This is a genomic window from Halomonas sp. C10-5 (assembly GCF_057169305.1).
The window spans coordinates 995,065-1,014,614 of sequence record NZ_CP175665.1; the positions used below are offsets into that span (position 1 = coordinate 995,065).

A 19,550-nucleotide genomic window follows, 5' to 3' on the forward strand; every position below is an offset into this window, starting at 1 on the left:
GTGGACAGGGTGAGACGTTAGGCTAACATGGTGACCCGCCACCGGCAGTGGCCGTTGCTTGATGCCCGTCATGTTCCGGGTCGAAGGCCCTGCCCACCAGACCGTTCGCGCAAGGACGCCCCATGTCGCAAGCCTCCGCTCTCCCTCGCCCGCTGGCCATTGCGCTGCTGTGCAGCGTGGCCACCCTGTTTGCCACCAATCACGTCGCCGCCCGGGTCGCCTTCGATGAGGGCACCGGGCTGCTGCTGGCGATCCTGGTACGCTCCAGCGTGGCGGTGGTGGTGCTCGGTACCCTGGTGATGCTCCAGCGCAAGTCGCTGCGTCTGCCGGCAGGTACCGCTGGCTGGCAGCTGCTGGTGGGGCTGCTGGTGGTGGTGCAGAGCCTCTCCCTCTATTCGGCGGTGGCACGCATCCCGGTGGTGGTGGCGCTGCTGCTGATGAATACCCTGCCGATCCAGCTGGCGTTGATCAGCTGGGCGATGGGCGGGCCGCGCCCGACAGCGCGAGCGGCATTGATCATGGGGGTGATTCTCGCCGGGCTGGTGGTGGTGCTGGACGTGCCGACCTGGCTCGCCGACCCCGATGCCATGGGCCCCGACTGGTTCCTCGGCGTGGGGCTGGGGCTGGCGGCCGCCTTCGTCTTTGCCTGGGCGCTATGGATCACCGAACATCGCCTGGCCGAGGTGGGCAGCACCCTGCGCAGCCTGCTGACCATGCTCACGGTGCTGGTCAGCATGCTGGCGGCTGGCGCCGCCGGCCTGGTTCCGGGTGGCATGGATCTTCCACAGAGCCTCGCCGGTGCCTGGGGGCTGGCCGCGCTGGGACTCTTCTATGGCGTGGCCTTCTCCATCCTGTTCATCAGCGTGCCGCGCCTGGACATGGCGCGCAACGCCCCTGCGATGAACATGGAGCCGGTGGCGGCGCTGGTCCTGGGTTACCTGGTCCTCGGCCAGACGCTGTCGCCGATTCAGCTGCTGGGGGGCGGCATGGTACTAGCGGGCATCGTTATCCTCGGGTTGTCGAAGCAGCAGTGAGGGCGGCTCAGCAGGGCCCGACAATCACTCGTAGCGCCGCAGGGTCGACGCGTAGCGTCAGTTCCCGGAAGTGGCCCAACGACTCGCCGTCGGCAGTCACCCGGTGCCCGTGATGCATGGCGATGCGGCATGTCGTCGGTTGGCACATCAGCACGCTGTCGTCATCCTGCGGCGTGTGGCCGAGCAGGCGAGTGACCATGAAGGTCCAGAGCAGGCGCCACCAGGGGTTTGGGCGTACCGCCACCAGGGTCAGATGGCCATCCCGGGAACAGGCGCCCGGCACCTTTGATCCGCCGCCGAAGAAGGCCCCCGAGGCGATGGCCAGCGACAGCCAGCGCTCCTCGAGGATCTCGTCGTCGGTCTCCAGGCGCGCCTGGAAGCCGCGCATTAACCCGAGGCGGCGCAGCTGCGGCAGTACGGCGGCGTAGCTGAAGCGCCCCAGCCAGCGCTTGAGCCGCGGCGAGGCCTGGGTAGCCGGGAGGGTGCCGAGGCCCACGTGCACCACGTTGAGGAAAAGCTGGTCATCGAGCCAGCCGATATCGACACGCGCGATCGGGGCCCGCGCGACCAGCTCGCAGAGGGCATCGGGGTCCTCCGGCAGGTCAAGGTTCCTGGCGAAGTCGTTGGCGGTACCCGACGGCAGCACGCCCAGGATGGCCCCGCAGGCATGACACGCGCGGGCAGCCCGGTTGACCGAGCCGTCGCCGCCCGCGACCAGCACGATGTCGCCGGCCGCCAGTGCCGTCTCCCAATCATCCTCGGCGAGATCACGCACCTGCAGCGAAGTGATGCCGACGCGCGCGAGGCGTGGCCGCCAGAAGTCCATGCCGCGGGCACCATTGCCGGCCTGGGTATTGGCGATCAACCAGTGACGCATCCTCGTGTCCTGTCCAGCGTGAAGGCTCAGTATAGCCGGGAGGGCAGGTGGGCGGCATGTCGCCACTCGCCGACGCGGCGTAGCGCAACTTTACACATTTGTCCCTTGATACATTGTCGTAGAAGGACCACACTTAACGGCGTTAGGAAACGGTGTTCATTAATGAGGAGTACGTCATGAAGACCCTTACCATTGCCGCTCTGACTACCGCCCTGTTCGCCGCCGGTGCCACCGCCGCCCAGGCCCAGCAGCCTCCCTATCCCCAGGGCTATGTGGGTGGTGACGCCATGTTCTGGGAGGTCGACCCCGATGGTCGTGCCGACAGCCGTGATGGCACCGGCCTGCGCGTCAACGGCGGTCTGAAGTTCAATGACTACTTCGCCGTAGAGGGCCATCTGGGTGGTGGCGGCTCCGATGGGGACGTGGAACTCGACTCCCTGGTGGGCCTCTATGCCAAGGGCATCCTGCCGGTTTCCCAGGAGTTCCGTCTCTACGGCCTGGCCGGCATGACCGACGTGGACTTCGACGTCGACAGCGAGTCCGGCTTCTCCTACGGCGCCGGTGCCGAGTTCGATGTGGCGCCCAACCTGGCGCTGGGTGCCGACTACATGCGGTACCTCGACGAGGACCAGTACGACTTCGATGCGGCGAGCGTCGGCGTACGCTACCGCTTCTGACGTTCGGCACCACCCGCCGTAATACGCGACGCCCCCGCTGCCCTGGCAGCGGGGGCGTCCTGCGTCTGGGGCACCGGGTCACTTCGGGCGTGACTGTCGTCGCTCCCGGTCGGGCTCCATCACAGGCTGCGGTCCAGCCCCATCTGCCAGAAGTCGATCTCCAGGCGCGTGGCGTCGCGGAACACCTGGACGAGCTCCTCGAAGCGGCGCGGGGTGACCTCGGCCAGGCGGGCGTCGAGCCAGGCCTCCTCGGCGCGCCGGGCGTCCTGGAACTCCTCGCTCTCGTACATGGCGATCCAGGCGTCATAGGGATTGGCGTCGCCGCGCAGGGTGACGGGGCGTGAGTTGAGCCAGTCGGCGATCACGCCGTAGCCCACCAGGCAGGGGGCCAGCGCCACATGCAGGTCGAGCAGGTCGCCGCGGCTGCCGGTATCCAGAACGTAGCGGGTGTAGGCCATGGTGGCGCGCGCTTCGGGCAGCTCGGCAAGGTCGGCCTCCGAAATACCCCAGTCCCGGCAGTAGTCGATATGCAGGCCAAGCTCGACATCGATGATGGTCTTGAGACCCTCCAGGCTGTGGCGCAGCTCGGTGATATCACGGCTCTTGTAGGCCGCCAGGGCATAGGCGCGCCCGAAATGGATCAGGAACAGGTAGTCCTGCTGCAGATAGTGGCGAAAGGCGTCTGAGGCGAGGGTGCCGTTACCCAGGTCGCGCACGAAGTCGTGCTCGATATAGGCGCGCCAGTCGTCGTGGCAGGCGGCGGTAAGGTCGCTGAAGCGATAACCCATGGTCGTCTCCGTAGTGGGAGGGGTCAGTAGATCCGGAAGCGGCGGTGCTCGGGATGGCCTTCCTGCTCCTGGATCACCTTGCGGTAGCGCTTGTACTCCCACTGGTACTGGGCGGGATCCAGGGCGATGGCAGCCTCCACGCAGGCGTTGACCCCGGTGGCCGACTCGACCTCGTCTGCCTGATAGACCCGCTGGTCGGCGGGCAGGAAGTGGATCTCGAAGCCTCGGCCGGGGAGGCGCCTGGCCACCCCGGTGACCACGCGGGCCTCGGTGCGGGCGACGAGCTTGGGCAGCAGGGTGGCGGTGTAGGCGAGGCGACCGTAGAAGGGCGCGAACACGCCGCTGCCCCAGTTCGGCTCCTGGTCGGGCAGGATGCCGATCGCCTCGCTGCGCTTGAGCGCCTTGAGCAGGGCGGCCACGCCACGCGGGTTGGTGGGCACCAGGCTCGCTCCCATGCGCTCGCGGCCGGCACGGGTCACGGCGTCGAGTTCGGCGATCTTGGGCGGCTCGTACATGGCGGTGAAAGGGAAGTGGCTGGAGAGCCAGAAGTTGAGCACCTCCCAGTTGCCGAAGTGGGGGGCGAGAACGATGACCCCACGCCCCTCGGCACGCGCCTCGTCGAGCAGTTCGCGGCCGTGCACGGCGACGATCGAGGCCTCGACCCGGTCGGGCTCGCCCATCCAGGCGAAGCCGATCTCGAGCATGGTGGCGGCGGAGTGGGTCAGGCTCTCGCCGGCGAGACGGCGGCGATCGGCAGCGCCCTGCTCCGGGTAGACCTGGGCCAGGTTGGCCTCGGTGACCTCGCGCTCGCGGCGACTGAAACGCCGCACCAGCGGACCGATCAGGCGCGCCAGGCGCCACAGGGTGGCGAGCCGGCGACCGGCCAGCGATCGCCACAGGGTCTCGATGGCGCGGGCCTGCAGGGCACTCGTGCGGGAAGAAGCCTTGGCCATGCCGTTACACCAGCCAGGTGTCCACGTTCTCGGGAGAGCGCTTCTCCTGCAGACCCTTGAAGCCCTTGACGCAGCGGATCACCAGCCACACCACGGCCACCAGCCACAGCACGAAGCCGACCAGCACGAACATCAGCACGCCGGACAGGCAGAAGTAGAGCAGGCCGATCCAGAAGGTGCGTACCTGGTAGCGGTAGTGCTGGTCGAGCCACTCCGGCCCCTTGCCGCGGTAGACATAGGCGATCACCACGCCGACCAGGGCGGTGAGTCCCCCGGTGACGATGCTCGCCAGGTAGAGGGCATAGATGACCATGGGGATGGTAGTGTCTACCGGCTCGGGTCGCTCGATGACCACATTGTCGTTCTGCAGGTTGTCGCTCATGGCGTGGGCTAACGTCCTGGTTCGGTATGGAAAGCTGGCCGCCCATGATACCCGGCGAGGGCCGCAATGCCAGTGTCGGTGGTCTCAGTCGGCGTCGGGTGCGCTGCGCAGTGGTCGGCTGATCTCGAGCAGGTTGCCGTCCGGGTCGCGCAGATAGAGGGACTCGATGGCCCCGGTGGCGCCCTGGCGCTGTACCGGCCCCAGCTCGATCTCCACGTCCAGTGCCTCGAGGTGGCGGGCCACCTCATCCAGCGGCAGCAGGCTGCGCAGGCAGAGGTCCAGGCTGCCGGGAGTCGGCGTGGCGGCCCGGGGCTCGATATCGGTGGCGGTCCAGTGCAGGCGCAGGGCCAGGTCGCCGAGGATCAGGTCGACGCGTTCGCGATCGCGGTAGCGTACCTCCAGCCCCAGCACCCGGGAGTAGAAGTCCACGGCGCGGGAAATGTCGGTCACGGTGATGACCAGATGGTCCAGACCTGACAGCATTCGTCTCTCCTTGCAGGATTGTTCAGGCGTAAATGGCTCTGCCACAGAGGATACGATGATGCCGACCTGCCCGCTATGCGCATCCGCCGATACGGCGTTCTACCACCGCGATGCGCGGCGCGAGTACCACCGCTGCCGACGCTGCACGCTGGTCTTCGTGCCGCCGGCCTTCCGGCTCGGCCCGGAAGCGGAGCGGGCGGTCTACGACCAGCACGAGAATTCGCCGGACGACCCCGGCTACCGGCGCTTCCTGTCGCGGCTCTTCGAACCGCTTAAGGCCAGGCTCGAGCCCGGTGCCCGTGGGCTCGACTTCGGCGCCGGGCCGGGGCCGACGCTGTCGGTGATGTTCGAGGAGGCCGGTCACCGCATGGCGATCTTTGACCCCTTCTATGCCCCCGACGCCTCGGTACTCGAACAGTCCTACGATTTCATCACCGCCACCGAGGTGGTCGAGCATCTCTTCACGCCCGGCAAGGAGCTGACGAGGCTGGCGAGCCTGCTGCGGCCCGGTGGCTGGCTCGGGTTGATGACCAAGCGGGTCACCGACCACGCCACCTTCACCCGCTGGCACTATATTCTCGATCCCACCCATGTGAGTTTCTTCAGCGAGGCGACCTTCCGCTGGTTGGCCGATGAACTCGGGATGAGCATCGAGTTTCCCGCCGCCGACGTGGTGCTGCTGCACAAGAGGCCGAGCTGATGGCGGAGGATATTGCCGAAATGCCCTCCGTTGCCGGAAGAAAATGCTGGCATCTTCCCCTGCTCCGGAAAAGCGATTGACTGGCGGATGATCGGGCGTATGATTCGCGCGCTCAGCATGGCGGGCGAGAGCGTCTCGATGCCGCCTGCCAGGCGCCTTTGCGGCGAATCTGCCACCCTTCTCTTCGACCTCCTTCCCGTGTGAGGCATGCAATGTCGCGGCAACTGCTGGCCATGGCCCTCGCTCCCCTGCTGGGGCTCTTCATCCTCGGTATCGGCAACGGCTTCCTGGCCACGCTGATCACCCTGCGCCTGGATGCTGCCGGCGAGTCGGCGGTGGTGATCGGCTGGGTCTCCTCGGCCTACTTCATCGGCCTGGCGCTGGGTGCCATGCTCAACGACCGGCTGCTACTGCGCATCGGTCATATCCGCGCCTACGGCAGCTTCGCCTCGCTGGTGGCGGTCACCGTGCTGCTGCAGGGCCTGGTGGAGCACCCCTGGGCCTGGTTCGCCCTGCGCCTGGTCGGGGGCTGGGCCACGGTGGGAGTCTACCTGGTGATCGAGAGCTGGCTGCTGGCCTCCGGCGATGCCGGGGTCCGCGGCCGCCTGCTGGCGCTCTACATGATCGCGCTCTACGCCGCCGGGGTACTGGGCCAGCTGCTGCTGGGTGTCACCGAGGCCATGGGCGGGGCGGCGTCGTTCATGGTGATCGGCATGCTGGCCTCGCTCTCGGTGCTACCCATGGCGATGATCCCGCGGGTCTCGCCGTTGATCGAGAAGGCCGAACCGCTCTCGCCGCTGCGCCTGATCACCCTGACCCCCACCGGAGTGATGGGTAGTTTCGGTTCGGGACTCGCCGTGGCGGCGGTCTACTCCCTGCTGCCGCTCTACCTGCAGCGCACCGGCCTGCCGGTGGATCGCATCGGCCAGATGATGGCGGTGGTGGTGCTCGGGGCGCTGCTGCTGCAGTACCCGGTGGGGCGCTGGTCCGATCGCCATGACCGCCAGCTGGTGCTGATCCTGATCGGGTCCTTCTGCACCTTGATCTCCGCGGCCGTGCTGTGGCTGCCGATGACGACCTGGACGCTGGCCGGGCTGCTGTTCCTGCTGGGGGGCGGGGTCTTCTCGCTCTACCCGGTGGCGGTGGGCCACGCCGCTGACCGCGCCCCGGCGGGCGCCCTGGTGCGCATGAGCCAGGGCCTGCTGCTGATCAACGCCATCGGTTCGGCACTCAGCCCGCCGCTGATCTCGCCTGTGATGGCGGTGCTGGGCGATGCCGGCCTGTTCTGGAGCTTCGGTGGCATGGGTGTCTTCCTGGTGCTCTTCTTCGGCTGGCGGCGCAGCGTGCGTCCGGCGCCGGTTCCCGTGGCGCCGTTCTCGCCCAGCACCCCGATGTCGGCCGCCGGTGCCGAGCTGGCGGTAACCGAGGAGCTGGTGCAGGGTGCCATCGAGCACGAGCACATGGAGGACCTCTCCGACGTGGTGCCCGAGGTGGAGGTGGCCGAGCCGTTGGTCGGCCCGCCCCCTGCCGATGAGTCGCGTGTTGCCTACTTCGACGAAACCTCAAGCGTGGAAGGTGACGAGCCCGCCCAGGCGGAACTGCCCGGCATCGAGCCCGCGGCGGGGCACGCCTGATGCGGGAGGAGCGCGGCAGCGGTTAAGACCTTGGGATAATGGTCGACGAAAAGTAGTGAATCTACTATCGGCGTTATCATTTTTCCCGAGGTGCTTTGATGATTTCCTTTGCCGCTCCCGTCCGTGACCTCCGCTTCGTGCTGGAGGAGCTGCTCGATCACGGCTCGCTCGCGCTGCCCGGCTTCGAGGAGGCCAGTCCCGACCTGGTGGAGGCCGTGCTGGAAGAGGCCGCCAGGCTCGCCGGCGAGGTGTGGGCGCCGCTCAATGCCAGCGGCGACCGCCAGGGGTGCGCCCGGCGCGACGATGGTGGCGTCAGCGTACCCGACGGCTTTATCGAGGCCTATCAGGCCTACGCCGAGGGTGGCTGGAACGGCATCGGCGTCTCCGAGGCGCTGGGTGGCCAGGGGCTGCCCGAGGTGGTGGCAAGCTCGGTCCAGGAGATGCTCCACGGCGCCAACATGGCGCTGGGGCTGTGCCCCATGCTGACCGCCGGTGCCATCGAGGCGCTGGCCCACCACGGTAGCGACGCGCAGCAGGCGACCTACCTGCCGAAGCTGGTCGAGGGCACCTGGACCGGCACCATGAACCTCACCGAGCCCCAGGCCGGCTCGGACCTCTCCAAGGTGCGCACCCGCGCCGTGCCCCAGGAGGATGGCAGCTACCGGCTCTTCGGCCAGAAGATCTTCATCACCTGGGGCGAGCACGACGCTGCCGAGAACATCATCCACCTGGTGCTGGCACGCAAGCCCGATGCCCCCGAGGGCAACAAGGGCATTTCGCTGTTCCTGGTGCCCAAGTTCCTGGTCAACGAGGACGGCTCGCTGGGCAGTCGCAACGACGTCACCTGCGCCTCCATCGAGCACAAGCTGGGTATTCACGGCTCGCCCACCTGTACCCTCGCCTTCGGCGAGAACGACGGCGCCATCGGCTACCTGGTGGGCGAGGAGGGGCGCGGCCTCAACCACATGTTCACCATGATGAACGAGGCGCGCCACAAGGTGGGGATCCAGGGCATCGGCGTGGCCGAACGCGCCTGCCAGCACGCCTTCGCCTACGCCCTGGATCGTACCCAGGGGCGCAGCCCGCGCTCCGGTCGCAGCGACTGCACCATCAGCGACCACCTGGATGTGCGCCGCATGCTGCTCTCCATGCGGGCTCGTACCGATGCCCTGCGGGCGCTCGCCCTCTACTGCGCCGCCCAGCTCGACGTGGCTCGCCACGCCGGGGACGACGCCGAGCGCAAGGCAGCCCAGGCGCGGGTCGACGTGCTGATCCCGGTGGTCAAGGCCTTCTCCACCGACCAGGCGGTGGAGATCGCCTCGCTGGGCGTGCAGGTCCACGGCGGCATGGGCTTCATCGAGGAGACTGGTGCCGCCCAGCTGCTGCGCGATGCGCGAATCGCGCCGATCTACGAGGGCACCAACGGCATCCAGGCGCTGGACCTGGCGGGGCGCAAGCTGCAGCGTGACGGTGGGGCGGCCCTCGAGGGCCTGATCGGTGAAGTGGAAGCCACCGCCGCGGAGCTCGAGGCGAGCGCCGAGCACGTCGAGCTCGGCAGGAGCCTGGCCGGGGGTGCCGCCGACCTGCGTGCCGCCATGGCGGCGGTGCTGGAGGCGGGTGCCGACCCCGAGAGCGGCGCCGATGCCGTCCAGGCCTATGCCACCCCCTTCCTCAGCCTGGCTGGTCACGTGCTGTGTGCCTGGCAGATGGGCCGGGCGGCCCTCAAGGCCAGTGCCGCCCAGGCCAGCGGCAGCGAGGAGCCGTTCTACTCGGCCAAGCGCCAGAGTGCCGACTATGCTATCCGCCAGTGGCTGCCGGTGGGCCGCGCCCAGCGTGCGGTGATCGAGGCCGGCATGGCGAGCCTGGCTGCCTTCGACGCCAGCACCGACTGAACTGCTAGATGATCCGCCGCCGGCCCCGTGCCGGCGGCTCGCTTTCCGAACACGTAATCTCTATCACGGAGCCGACCATGAGCCAGAGCATCTTCGAACAGGGCCTGCCCAGGACCCCCGCCAACTTCGTGGCGCTCTCGCCGCTGACCTTTATCGAGCGTACCGCCTCGGTCTATCCGGACTACCCGGCGGTGGTCCACGGCGAGATCCGCCGCGACTGGGGTACCACCTGGGAGCGCTGCCGCCGGCTCGCCTCGGCGCTTGCGAAGCGCGGCATCCAGCCGGGCGAGACGGTGGCCGCCATGCTGCCCAACGTGCCGGCGATGTTTGAGGCCCACTTCGGCGTGCCACTGGCCGGCTGCGTGCTCAATACCCTGAATATCCGCCTGGATGCCGAGGCGATCGCCTACATGCTGGAGCACGGCGAGGCGAAGGCAATCCTGGTTGACCCCGAGTTCAGTGATGTCATCGAGGAGGCGGTGGCGAAGCTGGACGACAAGCCGCTGATCATCGATGTGGCGGACCCCGAATTCATGCCCGAGGGGCGTGCCATCGGCGAGCTGGAGTACGAGGCGCTGCTCGCCGAGGGTGACCCGGCCCACCCTTACCGGCTGCCCGAGGACGAGTGGCAGGCGATCTCGCTGAACTACACCTCCGGGACCACCGGCAAGCCCAAGGGGGTGGTCTACCATCACCGTGGTGCCTACCTGAACGCCACCAGCAACATCCTGGTGTGGGCGATGCCCCACCATCCGGTTTACCTGTGGACCCTGCCGATGTTCCACTGCAATGGCTGGTGCTTCCCCTGGACCATCGCCGCCGCTGCCGGCACCAATGTCTGCCTGCGCAAGGTGGAGCCGAAGCGGGTGATGGACCTGATCGCCGACGAGGGTGTGACCCACTTCAGCGGCGCGCCTATCGTTCTCAACGGCCTGGTCAACCTGCCCGCCGAGGAGAAGCGCGACTTCGATCACCCGGTGAAGGTCACCACCGCGGGTGCGGCACCGCCCGCCTCGGTGATCGCCGGCGTCGAGAAGCTCGGCATCGACGTGACCCACGTCTACGGCCTTACCGAGGTCTATGGTCCGGTCACCTCCTGCGCCTGGCGCGAGGCATGGAACGAGCTGCCCATGGAGGAGCGAGCCAAGCTCAAGTCTCGTCAGGGGGTGCGCTACCACATGCTGGAGGCGCTCTGCGTGGCCGATCCCAACACCTTGGAGCCGGTGCCCAAGGATGGCCAGACCATCGGCGAGATCCTGATGCGCGGCAACAACGTGATGAAGGGCTATCTCAAGAATGAGGCGGCCACCGAACAGGCGCTCGAAGGCGGTTGGTACCATACCGGCGACCTGGCCGTTTGGCACCCGGACGGCTACATCGAGATCAAGGACCGCTCCAAGGACATCATCATCTCCGGCGGCGAGAACATCTCCACCATCGAGGTGGAGGATTGCATCTACTCGCACCCGGCGGTGGAGGAGGCCGCGGTAGTGGCCAAGCCCGACGAGAAGTGGGGCGAGACCCCCTGTGCCTTCGTCAAGTTGAAGATCGGCTACGGCGAGATCACCGAGCAGGACATCATCAAGCACTGCCGTGAACACCTGGCCCACTTCAAGGCGCCGAAGACGGTGGTCTTCACCGAGCTGCCCAAGACCTCCACCGGCAAGATCCAGAAATTCGTGCTGCGCGACGAAGCGCGCAAGCAGTAACAGCAGATCACAAATCTAATCGTCTTTGACTCAAGCGAGGAGCGTCCGGGGGCAAGCCAAAGGTGAGGTCCTACGCCAGGGATGGCGTCGGTAGCGCCCAAGGAAGGGTTCACAGCGCCTCCTCGACGGTCCGGCGCTCCGGGGCTTGTCGCCGGAAAAAGCTTCGAGCGACAGTCCATGGCAGATCAAGGCAGAGCATCAGGAGAGTGCAATGAGTGAGCAAGTGATCGGCGTGGTGGGCGCCGGCACCATGGGGCAGGGCATCGCCCAGGTGCTGGTTCAGAGCGGCTTCGCCGTCAAGCTCTACGACGTCGCCGACGAGCAACTGCAGCGCGCCAGTGCTGCCATCGACAAGGGGCTGGGAAAGCTGGTGGCCAAGGAGAAGCTGGGTGAGGCCGACAAGGACGCCGCCATGCAGCGCCTGGATACTTCCACGGCCCTGGATGCCCTGCGCGACTGCGAGGTGATCATCGAGGCCGCGCCCGAGCAGCCGGCCCTCAAGGAGAAGCTGTTCCGCGACCTGAGCCGCCTGACCCACGAAGCGATACTGGCCTCCAACACCTCGTCGCTGTCGCTGACCCGCCTGGCCGCCGTCTGCGAGCGCCCAGAGCGGGTGGTGGGCATGCACTTCTTCAACCCGGTGCCGGTGCTCAAGCTGGTCGAGGTGATCCGTGCCGAGCAGACCAGTGACGCCACCGTGGCGCGTATCGAGGCGCTCACCGAGTCCCTGGGCAAGACCGCCGTGGCCATCGGTGACTCCCCCGGCTTCGCCGTCAACCGCCTGCTGGTGCCGATGATCAACGAGGCCGCCTTCCTGCTCCAGGAGGGGGTAGCCAGCGCCGAGGACATCGATGCGGCCATGAAGCTGGGCGCCGCCCACCCGCTGGGCCCGCTGGCCCTGGCCGACCTGATCGGCCTGGACGTTTGCCTCTCCATCATGGAGGTGCTGCAGGAGGGCTTCGGCGATCCCAAGTACCGCCCCTGCCCGCTTCTCAAGCGCATGGTCGACGCCGGCTATCTGGGGCGGAAGACAGGACGCGGCTTCCACGTCTACTCCTGATCACTCTCCTGGAGGGCCGGTATCTCCTGTGGGAGGCCGGCGCCCCCGGGGAGCCTCATGCCCGGACTGGATCCACCAAGGAAGCATTGCCGCCCAACCAAGCGTTCGCTAGGGTTGGGCGGTATCGTCCAATACCGTCCCAACACCGATTCAACAACAACCCGAGGAGTGCCCCCATGAGCGAGAACATGATCGACGTCGTCGACAACGCCGGCATCGTGCGCCTGACCATCAGCCGTCCCAAGGCACTCAACGCCCTGAACACGGCCGTGCTGGCGGAGCTGGAGCGCGTGCTGGCCGGGCTCGAGGGCCGTGCCGACCTGCGCGCGGTGGTGATCACCGGCGCCGGAGAGAAGTCCTTCGTGGCCGGCGCCGATATCGCCGAGATGCGCGAGAAGACCCCGGAAGAGGCCCGCGACTTCGCCCGCCAGGCGCTGGATACCTTCAAGCGCCTGGAGACCCTGCCGGTGCCCACCGTGGCGCTGGTCAACGGTTTCTGCCTGGGCGGCGGCTGCGAGCTGGCGCTGGCCTGCGACTGGGCGGTGGCCAGCGATAACGCCATCTTCGGCCAGCCCGAAGTGCTGCTCGGCGTGATCCCCGGTTTTGGCGGCACCCAGCGCCTGCCTCGCCGCGTTGGCCCGGCCATGGCCATCGACCTGTGCACCACCGGGCGCAAGATCGATGCCAATGAGGCCCTGCGCATCGGCCTGGTCAACCGGGTGATGCCCCAGGCCGAGCTCGAGAGCTACGTTGAGGAGCTCACCAAGCAGCTGGGCGGCAATGGCCCGCAATCGGTGCGCGCCGCCAAGCAGGCGATCCACGACGGCATGGACCAGGACCTCGACAGCGCGCTGGCGCTGGAGAACGCCCTGTTTGCCTTCTGCTTCGCGGGCGACGAGCAGACCGAGGGCATGAGCGCCTTCGTCGAGAAGCGCAAGCCGAACTTCTGAGCCCTCCATCACGATCCCCTGCGGCCTTCATGGCTGCGGGGGCTCTCTGCACGGAGTGGCATCTGTGGGGTAACACGTGATCGACTTCCTGGTGCAACTGGATCCCGTCCTGCAGGCGCTGCTCGCTACCCTCTTCACCTGGGGCGTCACGGCGGCCGGTGCGGCTCTGGTGTTCTTCACCAGCGCGGTCAATCGCCGGTTCATGGACGCCATGCTCGGCTTCGCCGCCGGCGTCATGATTGCCGCGAGCTTCTGGTCGCTGCTAGCGCCGGGAATCGAGATGGCCGAGCAGCTGGGACACACCGCCTGGCTCACGGCCGTGATCGGCTTCATGGGCGGGGGTATCTTCATGCGGCTGGCCGACCGGCTGCTGCCCCACCTGCATCCCGACCTTGGCCTGGACAAGAGCGAAGGCATCAAGACGACCTGGCAACGCAGCACGCTCCTGGTGCTGGCGATCACCCTTCACAACATCCCCGAGGGGCTCGCCGTAGGGGTGGCCTTCGGTGCGGTGGCCGCCGACCTGCCTTCGGCCACCCTGGGCGGCGCCCTGGCACTGGCGATCGGCATCGGTATCCAGAACTTCCCGGAGGGAACGGCCGTCGCCATGCCGCTCAGGCGTGAGGGCATGAGCCGGCGCAAGAGCTTCCTGATGGGGCAGGCGTCAGGCGCCGTCGAACCGCTGGCCGCGGTCATCGGTGCGCTGTTCGTGATGAAGATGCAGGGGATCCTGCCCTATGCCCTCTGCTTCGCCGCCGGCGCCATGATCTTCGTGGTGGTGGAGGAGCTGATTCCCGAATCCCAGCGCAAGAACGAGAACATCGACCTGGTGACCATGGCCACGATGAGCGGCTTCACGATCATGATGATGCTGGACGTCTCACTGGGTTGATCGGCGTATGCCCAGAAACGACGCGGCCGTGGCACTCCTGCCACGGCCGCGTCGTTGTCACCTCTTCAACGACTGCATATCGATGACGAAGCGGTAGCGGACGTCACCCTTCTGCATGCGCTCGAAGGCGGTGTTGATCTCGTCGATGTTGATCATCTCCACGTCGCAGGTGATGCCCTGCTCGGCGCACAGGTCGAGCAGCTCCTGGGTCTCGGGGATGCCACCGATCAGCGAACCGGCCAGCACGCGACGCTTGAAGATCAGGTTGAAGCCTTCCACTGCTGGCTCGATGGGGTCCATCAGGCCCACCAGGATATGGGTGCCGTCGTAGCGCAGCGTGGCCAGGTAGGGATTGAGGTCATGCTGCACCGGCACGGTGTCGAGCATGAAGTCGAAGGTCTCGGCCACGGCCGCCATCTGCGCCTCGTCGCTGGAGACGACCACATGGTCGGCGCCGTGGCGCTTGGCCTCCTCCACCTTGGCCTCGGAGCGGGTGAACACCGTCACCTCGGCACCCAACGCCTTGGCCAGCTTGACCCCCATGTGACCGAGGCCGCCCATGCCGATCACCCCGACCTTGTGGCCGGCCTTCACGCCGTAGTGCTTGAGCGGCGAGTAGGTGGTGATGCCGGCGCACAGAATGGGCGCAGCGGAGGGGAGGTCGATGCCCTCCGGCATGCGCAGCACGAAGTGCTCGCTGACCACGATGCGGTCGGAGTAGCCGCCCTGGGTGAGGCTGCCGTCGTGGCGGTCATCGCTGCCGTAGGTCATGGTGAAGCCGTTCTCGCAGTACTGCTCGACGCCTTCGCGGCAGGGCTGACAGTCGCGGCAGGAGTCGACCATGCAGCCGACCCCCACCAGGTCGCCCTCCTTGAAGTGGCTCACCGCGTCGCCCACGGCGGTGACGCGACCGACGATCTCGTGGCCGGGCACGATGGGGTAGCGGGTCATGCCCCAGTCGTTGTAGGCGAAGTGCAGGTCGCTGTGACACACGCCGCAGTAGAGGATCTCGATGGATACATCATCCGGGCGCGGCTGGCGGCGCTCAAAGGAGAAGGGTGCCAGGGGCTTGTCTTCGGCGAAGGCCGCATAGGCGCGGGTCTGGCTCATGTCAGTGATTCTCCTCGGGTCGTCGGATTCGTGAGGCGTGGCGGGTCGCCCGCCTCACTTGGCGAACAGCTGGCCCATGTCCTTGAACGCCTTGAACTCCAGGGCGTTTCCGCAGGGGTCGAGCAGGAACATGGTGGCCTGCTCGCCTACCTGACCCTGAAAACGCACATAGGGTTCAATCACGAACTCGGTGCCGCGCCCGCGCAGCCGCTCGGCGAGTGCCTCCCAGTCGTCCCAGCCGAGCACCACACCGAAGTGGGGCACCGGCACGTCGTGGCCGTCCACGGCGTTGGTATGGGCGTTGTCCTGGTAGGGCATCTTCGGGTGCTCGTGGATCACCAGCTGGTGGCCGAAGAAGTCGAAGTCGACCCAGTGCTCGCTGGAGCGACCCTCCTCGAGGCCGAACACCTCGCCATAGAAGGCGCGGGCTGCGGGCAGGTCATGGACGGGAATCGCCAGGTGGAAGGGGGAAAGGCTCATGAAACTCTCCTCAAGCAGGGGGAACGCTTACAACTGGGCCAGCACCGTCTCGGCGCTGCTCTGCTCGACACCCTTGGCATCGATGCCCAGGTACTTCACCACGCCGTCGTCGACGATCATGGCGAAGCGCTGGCAGCGTACGCCCATGCCGGCGCTGCTGGCGTCCTTCTCGAGCCCCAGCGCCTGGGTCAGCTCGGCGTTGCCATCGGCCAGCATGGTGATGGCCTCGGCATTCTGGTCGCGCTGCCAGGCGCCCATCACGAAGGCGTCGTTCACCGCCAGACAGGCGATGGCGTCGACCCCCTTGGCGAGGATCTTGTCGGCATTGACCACGAAGCCTGGCATATGGGTGTTGGAGCAGCCGGGGGTGAAGGCGCCGGGCACGGCGAACAGCACCACCTTCCTGCCGGCGAGGAAGTCGCCGGTGTTGATGTCCTCGGGGCCCTCCGGGCCGTTTGTCTTGATGGTGACGTCGGGGAACCGGTCGCCGGTGGCAATCGTCATGGGGTACTTCCTTCTTCTGATGGAAAGGTCGATGGAAACCATTGCCTCGCCAGTCTGCCTGTGTCGTGCGGCTAACACCAAACTGGCCAATTCACGTTTGCTCAGGTGTAGAGCAGGGCTGTTGCAGAGGGAAATACCGCCCCAGCCTTCCTCGGCGCCTTTTGCTATCGCCGTATGGCTAACTGCGATAACCCTGAGGTATAGACCGTGGCGGGTGGCATCTGCACGAGTTCTGGTACAATCGCGCGACCATTGAAGTAGACGGAGACACGATGGAAACGGAATTGAGCGAGTTCGAGCGGCAGATGCGCCGCGACATCAACGCCTTCATGGACAACGCGCAGGAAACGCGGCGCAAGGCGGCTACCGCGCCCCCCGAGTGGCCCAGGGAAGCCGGCGAAGAGCCCAAGGCCAAGGCGCCGCGCAGCAAGCCCGAAGGAGCGCCGAAGACCGGCCATCTGGTGAAGCTGGCCGTGCGTACCAAGCAGCTCGAGATGGACACCGTGTTCGAGCATGTCTCCTCCAGCATCTCCAAGGTCGAGGCCCAGCTGGAAGCCGAGAAGGCCGCGCGCAAGGCCGGCTACCCCATCATCGGTTATGTGATCGAAACCAGCCGGCTGTAATCCCCCCTCGGCTGGGATAGGCTTTGGGCATCGCCCTGCCAGGAGCCCGCCGTGAAGATCACCCAGCTCAACATCTATCCGGTCAAGTCGTTGGGCGGCATCGCCCTGGACGCGGCCGAGCTTACCGCCGAGGGTCTCGCCTGGGATCGCCGCTGGATGGTGGTGGACGACGTGGGGCGTTTCGTGACCCAGCGTCAGCTGCCGGCGATGGCACGCATCCGCGTGCATCTCGAAGCCGATGCTCTGGTGCTCAGCCATCCCGAGGCGGCGTCGCTGCACGTGCCGCTGGCGGTGGGGGCGCTTCCCCGGATCCCGGTGTACGTGTGGGAGGACCGCTGTGAGGCCCTGGACGAGGGCGCCGAGGCGCGCGACTGGCTGGGTGCGGTACTGGGCGACTGGCGCGGCAGCGGGCTGCGCCTGGTGCGCTTCGCTCCCGAACAGCGTCGCGCCGTCGAGCCTCACTACCTGGCGCCCGGCGAGCGGGCCCATACCGGATTCGCCGACGGCTACCCCCTGCTGGTGGTGAGCGAGGGTTCGCTTGACGAGGTGAACTACCGCCTGGCCGCCAAGGGGCTCGATCCGGTGCCCATGAGCCGCTTCCGGCCGAGCCTGGTGGTCAATCACGCGACTCCCTTCGCCGAGGATGGCTGGGACACCCTGGCCGCGGCCGACGGCGCCTGGCGTCTCGGGCTGCGCAAGCCCTGCCAGCGCTGCAAGATCACCACCGTGGACCAGCACAGCGGCGAGATTATCGTGCCCGGCGAGCCGCTGCGCACCCTGGTGGAGATGAGTACCCGCGCCGCTCCCGGCGGCTACTTTGGCCAGAATGCCATCGTCCTCGAAGGTGAAGGGGCGAGGCTTTCGGTAGGCGATGACATCACCGTGAGGACACGCTCATGACCATTGGCGCCATTCCCGTCGACCAGCGGGTCATCGGCATCGACTCGCGCCGCTTCGCTTCCATCGAGAAGGCTCTGGTGGAGCTGATCACCAACAGCGACGACAGCTACGGGCGCCTCGAGCGGGCGGGCGACGCCCCGTGCGGCGAAATCCGTATCGAGTACGAGCGCCACCAGAACGGCGCCCTGCTGAAGGTCACCGACCAGGCCGAGGGCATGTCGTTCGCACGAGCCGCCAGCATCCTGACCTACGGCGGGGCCCACAGCCCGCTCTCCCGCGGCGAGGGGGAGGGGCGCGGCTTCTTCGGTCGTGGCCTCAAGCAGGCGATCTACGGCCTCGGCCACGGCTGGCTGGAGACCCTGCATGAGGGGCGTCATACGCGCATCGAGCTGTTTCGCGATGCCAACGGCGGCTACCTCTTCGATGACGGCGAAGGCGACCGGGAAGCCACCGAAGGGGACCAGCGTCGGCTCGGTATCCGTCGCAACGGCACCCGGGTGACCATCGTGGTGGAGAACCTCCAGGTCGCCATCTCCCAGTTCCATACCCTGGTGCAGGCCCTGGCCGACAACGTCTACCTGCGCGATATCCTCGAGCGGCGCGAGGTGAGCCTGGCGCACCTGAGGCGCGGCGGGCTGGTGGAGGAGAGTGGGCGGATCCGCTTCCAGGAGCCGACGTCGCTGCTGCTGGTCGGGCCGGAGCATGCGAGCAGCTTCATCTTCCAGCAGCAGGAGTTCCCCTTCACCCTCACACTCAAGCGCTCCCGCGAGGCCGAACTGACCCAGCACGGCGACGATCGCACCAACGGCCTGGTGGTGTTCTCCGGCATGGCGGCCCTGGACTGCCAGTTGTTTGAGTTCGAGAACCAGGTGGGCACCGAGTACCTGTTCGGCAGCGTGCGCTGCCCGGCGCTGCTCGAGAAGCTCGCCGAGGGCGAGGCGATCATCAGTGATGAGCGCGAGGGGCTCAATCCCCGCAACCCCTTTGTCAAGGCCTTCTCCCGCGCCGTCAGCCGTCTGGTTGCGCCTCACGTGCTCGCCGAGCAGGAGAAGCTCAAGCACCTGGCTCGGGCGACCACCTCGCAGCGCACCGACCATATGATCGAGCACCTACTGCAGCGCATGAGCCGCGCGGCGGTGCAGGACCTGGGGCTCACGCCACCGCTGGCGAGCGAGCTCGCCGAGTCACCTGCGCTCGACACCGCCCTGCGCTTTACCACCCCCTTCTACTACCGCCGGCCGGGCCACTCCTTCCATGTCACGCTGCTGGTGGACCGCGCCCAGCTTCCCGAGGGGGCGGAACTTGCCATCGACTATGCGCTGCCCGACTCGCTCGCCATCGATGCTTCCCCCACGCAGGTGAGGGTGGCGGAACTCGGCGAGGAGGGGCGCCTGACCTGGACCCTGAGCGGTGAGGAGGAGGGGGCCCGGGGCGAGATCAACGTGCGTGCTGGCGCCTACTGGGCCTGGTGCGAGATCGTGCTGGCCCGCCACGCCTCCCACCACGGCCTTGGCGGCGTGCCCCATGCGCCGCGTCGCGGCCCGTCGCGTGATCATGGCGAGGCGATGTTCCTGGGCTACGAGTTCCGCAACCTCGAGGAGACCCTGGACCGTGCCGTCTACAGCCCCGGGGAGCGCAAGATCCTGATCAACACCGGGGCCCCGACGGTACAGCTCTACGTGGATGGCCGTGGCCACTTCCGTGACTCCGCCCGGCTGCTGCTGGCCGAGCTCTTCCTGGAGGTGATCGCCGAGGAACTGGCCACGCGCACCCTGGAGAAATCGGGGCGCCAGGGCAGTGTCGCCGACTTTCACGCCACCAAGCGGGCGATTGTCCGGCGCTATGGAAGCGAGATCCATCGCTCCTTCCTGAGCGTCTGAGGGTGTATAGTGGAACTATTTT

Annotated in this window: 20 protein-coding genes; 12 read left to right on the top strand and 8 right to left on the bottom strand. The window is 67.2% G+C overall.

Annotated features, from left to right (window positions below):
- Positions 1 to 122 precede the first annotated feature (122 nt).
- On the top strand, positions 123 to 1,034 hold the full coding sequence (locus ACJ7IV_RS04655) for a DMT family transporter (RefSeq protein ID WP_483865989.1): 912 nt from the start codon (positions 123 to 125) through the stop codon (positions 1,032 to 1,034).
- Positions 1,035 to 1,041: 7 nt separating this feature from the next.
- Here ACJ7IV_RS04655 and ACJ7IV_RS04660 read toward each other — a convergent pair whose 3' ends face one another.
- Entirely contained in the window at positions 1,042 to 1,911 is an 870-nt protein-coding gene (locus ACJ7IV_RS04660) for a diacylglycerol/lipid kinase family protein (RefSeq protein ID WP_483865990.1), read from the bottom strand.
- A 176-nt stretch (positions 1,912 to 2,087) separates the two neighbouring features.
- Here ACJ7IV_RS04660 and ACJ7IV_RS04665 point away from each other — a divergent pair, with 176 nt between their 5' ends.
- Entirely contained in the window at positions 2,088 to 2,588 is a 501-nt protein-coding gene (locus ACJ7IV_RS04665; protein WP_213311074.1) for an outer membrane beta-barrel protein, read from the top strand.
- A gap of 119 nt (positions 2,589 to 2,707) precedes the next feature.
- Here ACJ7IV_RS04665 and tenA read toward each other — a convergent pair whose 3' ends face one another.
- The 4 genes from tenA to ACJ7IV_RS04685 form a co-directional block, all read right to left on the bottom strand.
- Positions 2,708 to 3,376 (bottom strand): thiaminase II, encoded by a 669-nt coding sequence (gene tenA, locus ACJ7IV_RS04670; protein WP_483865991.1) that lies wholly within the window; start codon positions 3,374 to 3,376, stop codon positions 2,708 to 2,710.
- 23 nt (positions 3,377 to 3,399) lie between these two features.
- Positions 3,400 to 4,329, bottom strand: a complete 930-nt coding sequence (locus tag ACJ7IV_RS04675) for a lysophospholipid acyltransferase family protein (RefSeq protein WP_483865992.1) — start codon at positions 4,327 to 4,329, stop codon at positions 3,400 to 3,402.
- A gap of 4 nt (positions 4,330 to 4,333) precedes the next feature.
- The gene (locus tag ACJ7IV_RS04680; RefSeq protein WP_213311225.1) at positions 4,334 to 4,711 is read right to left on the bottom strand and encodes a magnetosome magnetite crystal formation protein family; all 378 of its coding nucleotides are present in this window, start codon (positions 4,709 to 4,711) and stop codon (positions 4,334 to 4,336) included.
- 84 nt (positions 4,712 to 4,795) lie between these two features.
- Positions 4,796 to 5,194 carry a VOC family protein gene (locus ACJ7IV_RS04685; protein WP_161432562.1) on the bottom strand — a complete coding sequence of 133 codons (399 nt, stop codon included), beginning with the start codon at positions 5,192 to 5,194 and terminating at the stop codon, positions 4,796 to 4,798.
- Between the two features lie 55 nt (positions 5,195 to 5,249).
- Between ACJ7IV_RS04685 and ACJ7IV_RS04690 the strand changes: the two genes are divergently transcribed.
- The 7 genes from ACJ7IV_RS04690 to ACJ7IV_RS04720 all read left to right on the top strand — a co-directional run bounded on the left by ACJ7IV_RS04690 (position 5,250) and on the right by ACJ7IV_RS04720 (position 14,031).
- Complete coding sequence (locus ACJ7IV_RS04690; RefSeq protein ID WP_483865993.1) at positions 5,250 to 5,894, top strand: class I SAM-dependent methyltransferase; 645 nt, start codon at positions 5,250 to 5,252, stop codon at positions 5,892 to 5,894.
- A 212-nt stretch (positions 5,895 to 6,106) separates the two neighbouring features.
- Positions 6,107 to 7,528, top strand: a complete 1,422-nt coding sequence (locus ACJ7IV_RS04695; RefSeq protein ID WP_483865994.1) for an MFS transporter — start codon at positions 6,107 to 6,109, stop codon at positions 7,526 to 7,528.
- 98 nt (positions 7,529 to 7,626) lie between these two features.
- A complete protein-coding gene (locus ACJ7IV_RS04700) occupies positions 7,627 to 9,420 on the top strand; it encodes an acyl-CoA dehydrogenase (protein WP_483865995.1) in 1,794 nt (597 codons plus the stop codon).
- A 77-nt stretch (positions 9,421 to 9,497) separates the two neighbouring features.
- Positions 9,498 to 11,129, top strand: coding sequence for an acyl-CoA synthetase (locus ACJ7IV_RS04705; protein ID WP_483865996.1), 1,632 nt, complete (start codon positions 9,498 to 9,500; stop codon positions 11,127 to 11,129).
- A 211-nt stretch (positions 11,130 to 11,340) separates the two neighbouring features.
- Positions 11,341 to 12,189 (top strand): 3-hydroxybutyryl-CoA dehydrogenase, encoded by an 849-nt coding sequence (locus ACJ7IV_RS04710; RefSeq protein ID WP_483865997.1) that lies wholly within the window; start codon positions 11,341 to 11,343, stop codon positions 12,187 to 12,189.
- A gap of 176 nt (positions 12,190 to 12,365) precedes the next feature.
- Entirely contained in the window at positions 12,366 to 13,139 is a 774-nt protein-coding gene (locus ACJ7IV_RS04715) for an enoyl-CoA hydratase-related protein (RefSeq protein WP_483865998.1), read from the top strand.
- 76 nt (positions 13,140 to 13,215) lie between these two features.
- Positions 13,216 to 14,031, top strand: a complete 816-nt coding sequence (locus ACJ7IV_RS04720; protein WP_483865999.1) for a ZIP family metal transporter — start codon at positions 13,216 to 13,218, stop codon at positions 14,029 to 14,031.
- Positions 14,032 to 14,088: 57 nt separating this feature from the next.
- Here the strand turns inward: ACJ7IV_RS04720 and ACJ7IV_RS04725 are convergent, their stop codons facing one another.
- The 3 genes from ACJ7IV_RS04725 to ACJ7IV_RS04735 are packed head-to-tail and all read right to left on the bottom strand — an operon-like array spanning position 14,089 to position 16,125.
- Positions 14,089 to 15,141 carry an NAD(P)-dependent alcohol dehydrogenase gene (locus ACJ7IV_RS04725; RefSeq protein ID WP_483866000.1) on the bottom strand — a complete coding sequence of 351 codons (1,053 nt, stop codon included), beginning with the start codon at positions 15,139 to 15,141 and terminating at the stop codon, positions 14,089 to 14,091.
- Positions 15,142 to 15,195: 54 nt separating this feature from the next.
- The gene (locus ACJ7IV_RS04730; RefSeq protein WP_483866001.1) at positions 15,196 to 15,621 is read right to left on the bottom strand and encodes a VOC family protein; all 426 of its coding nucleotides are present in this window, start codon (positions 15,619 to 15,621) and stop codon (positions 15,196 to 15,198) included.
- 27 nt (positions 15,622 to 15,648) lie between these two features.
- Positions 15,649 to 16,125, bottom strand: coding sequence for a redoxin family protein (locus ACJ7IV_RS04735; protein ID WP_483866002.1), 477 nt, complete (start codon positions 16,123 to 16,125; stop codon positions 15,649 to 15,651).
- A 272-nt stretch (positions 16,126 to 16,397) separates the two neighbouring features.
- Here ACJ7IV_RS04735 and ACJ7IV_RS04740 point away from each other — a divergent pair, with 272 nt between their 5' ends.
- The 3 genes from ACJ7IV_RS04740 to ACJ7IV_RS04750 are packed head-to-tail and all read left to right on the top strand — an operon-like array spanning position 16,398 to position 19,528.
- Positions 16,398 to 16,748 (top strand): hypothetical protein, encoded by a 351-nt coding sequence (locus ACJ7IV_RS04740; RefSeq protein ID WP_161432549.1) that lies wholly within the window; start codon positions 16,398 to 16,400, stop codon positions 16,746 to 16,748.
- Positions 16,749 to 16,799: 51 nt separating this feature from the next.
- Entirely contained in the window at positions 16,800 to 17,648 is an 849-nt protein-coding gene (locus ACJ7IV_RS04745; RefSeq protein WP_483866003.1) for an MOSC domain-containing protein, read from the top strand.
- The gene (locus ACJ7IV_RS04750; RefSeq protein WP_483866004.1) at positions 17,645 to 19,528 is read left to right on the top strand and encodes a hypothetical protein; all 1,884 of its coding nucleotides are present in this window, start codon (positions 17,645 to 17,647) and stop codon (positions 19,526 to 19,528) included. The genes ACJ7IV_RS04745 and ACJ7IV_RS04750 overlap by 4 nt, the downstream gene beginning before the upstream one ends.
- The last annotated feature ends 22 nt before the right edge of the window (positions 19,529 to 19,550 follow it).

Excerpts from the sequence above, each read along its gene's own strand:
- ACJ7IV_RS04655 (WP_483865989.1), top strand. The coding sequence starts at position 123 with ATGTCGCAAGCCTCCGCTCTCCCTCGCCCGCTGGCCATTGCGCTGCTG.
- ACJ7IV_RS04660 (WP_483865990.1), bottom strand. The coding sequence starts at position 1,911 with ATGCGTCACTGGTTGATCGCCAATACCCAGGCCGGCAATGGTGCCCGC.
- ACJ7IV_RS04665 (WP_213311074.1), top strand. The coding sequence starts at position 2,088 with ATGAAGACCCTTACCATTGCCGCTCTGACTACCGCCCTGTTCGCCGCC.
- tenA (WP_483865991.1), bottom strand. The coding sequence starts at position 3,376 with ATGGGTTATCGCTTCAGCGACCTTACCGCCGCCTGCCACGACGACTGG.
- ACJ7IV_RS04675 (WP_483865992.1), bottom strand. The coding sequence starts at position 4,329 with ATGGCCAAGGCTTCTTCCCGCACGAGTGCCCTGCAGGCCCGCGCCATC.
- ACJ7IV_RS04680 (WP_213311225.1), bottom strand. The coding sequence starts at position 4,711 with ATGAGCGACAACCTGCAGAACGACAATGTGGTCATCGAGCGACCCGAG.
- ACJ7IV_RS04685 (WP_161432562.1), bottom strand. The coding sequence starts at position 5,194 with ATGCTGTCAGGTCTGGACCATCTGGTCATCACCGTGACCGACATTTCC.
- ACJ7IV_RS04690 (WP_483865993.1), top strand. The coding sequence starts at position 5,250 with ATGATGCCGACCTGCCCGCTATGCGCATCCGCCGATACGGCGTTCTAC.
- ACJ7IV_RS04695 (WP_483865994.1), top strand. The coding sequence starts at position 6,107 with ATGTCGCGGCAACTGCTGGCCATGGCCCTCGCTCCCCTGCTGGGGCTC.
- ACJ7IV_RS04700 (WP_483865995.1), top strand. The coding sequence starts at position 7,627 with ATGATTTCCTTTGCCGCTCCCGTCCGTGACCTCCGCTTCGTGCTGGAG.
- ACJ7IV_RS04705 (WP_483865996.1), top strand. The coding sequence starts at position 9,498 with ATGAGCCAGAGCATCTTCGAACAGGGCCTGCCCAGGACCCCCGCCAAC.
- ACJ7IV_RS04710 (WP_483865997.1), top strand. The coding sequence starts at position 11,341 with ATGAGTGAGCAAGTGATCGGCGTGGTGGGCGCCGGCACCATGGGGCAG.
- ACJ7IV_RS04715 (WP_483865998.1), top strand. The coding sequence starts at position 12,366 with ATGAGCGAGAACATGATCGACGTCGTCGACAACGCCGGCATCGTGCGC.
- ACJ7IV_RS04725 (WP_483866000.1), bottom strand. The coding sequence starts at position 15,141 with ATGAGCCAGACCCGCGCCTATGCGGCCTTCGCCGAAGACAAGCCCCTG.
- ACJ7IV_RS04730 (WP_483866001.1), bottom strand. The coding sequence starts at position 15,621 with ATGAGCCTTTCCCCCTTCCACCTGGCGATTCCCGTCCATGACCTGCCC.
- ACJ7IV_RS04735 (WP_483866002.1), bottom strand. The coding sequence starts at position 16,125 with ATGACGATTGCCACCGGCGACCGGTTCCCCGACGTCACCATCAAGACA.
- ACJ7IV_RS04740 (WP_161432549.1), top strand. The coding sequence starts at position 16,398 with ATGGAAACGGAATTGAGCGAGTTCGAGCGGCAGATGCGCCGCGACATC.
- ACJ7IV_RS04750 (WP_483866004.1), top strand. The coding sequence starts at position 17,645 with ATGACCATTGGCGCCATTCCCGTCGACCAGCGGGTCATCGGCATCGAC.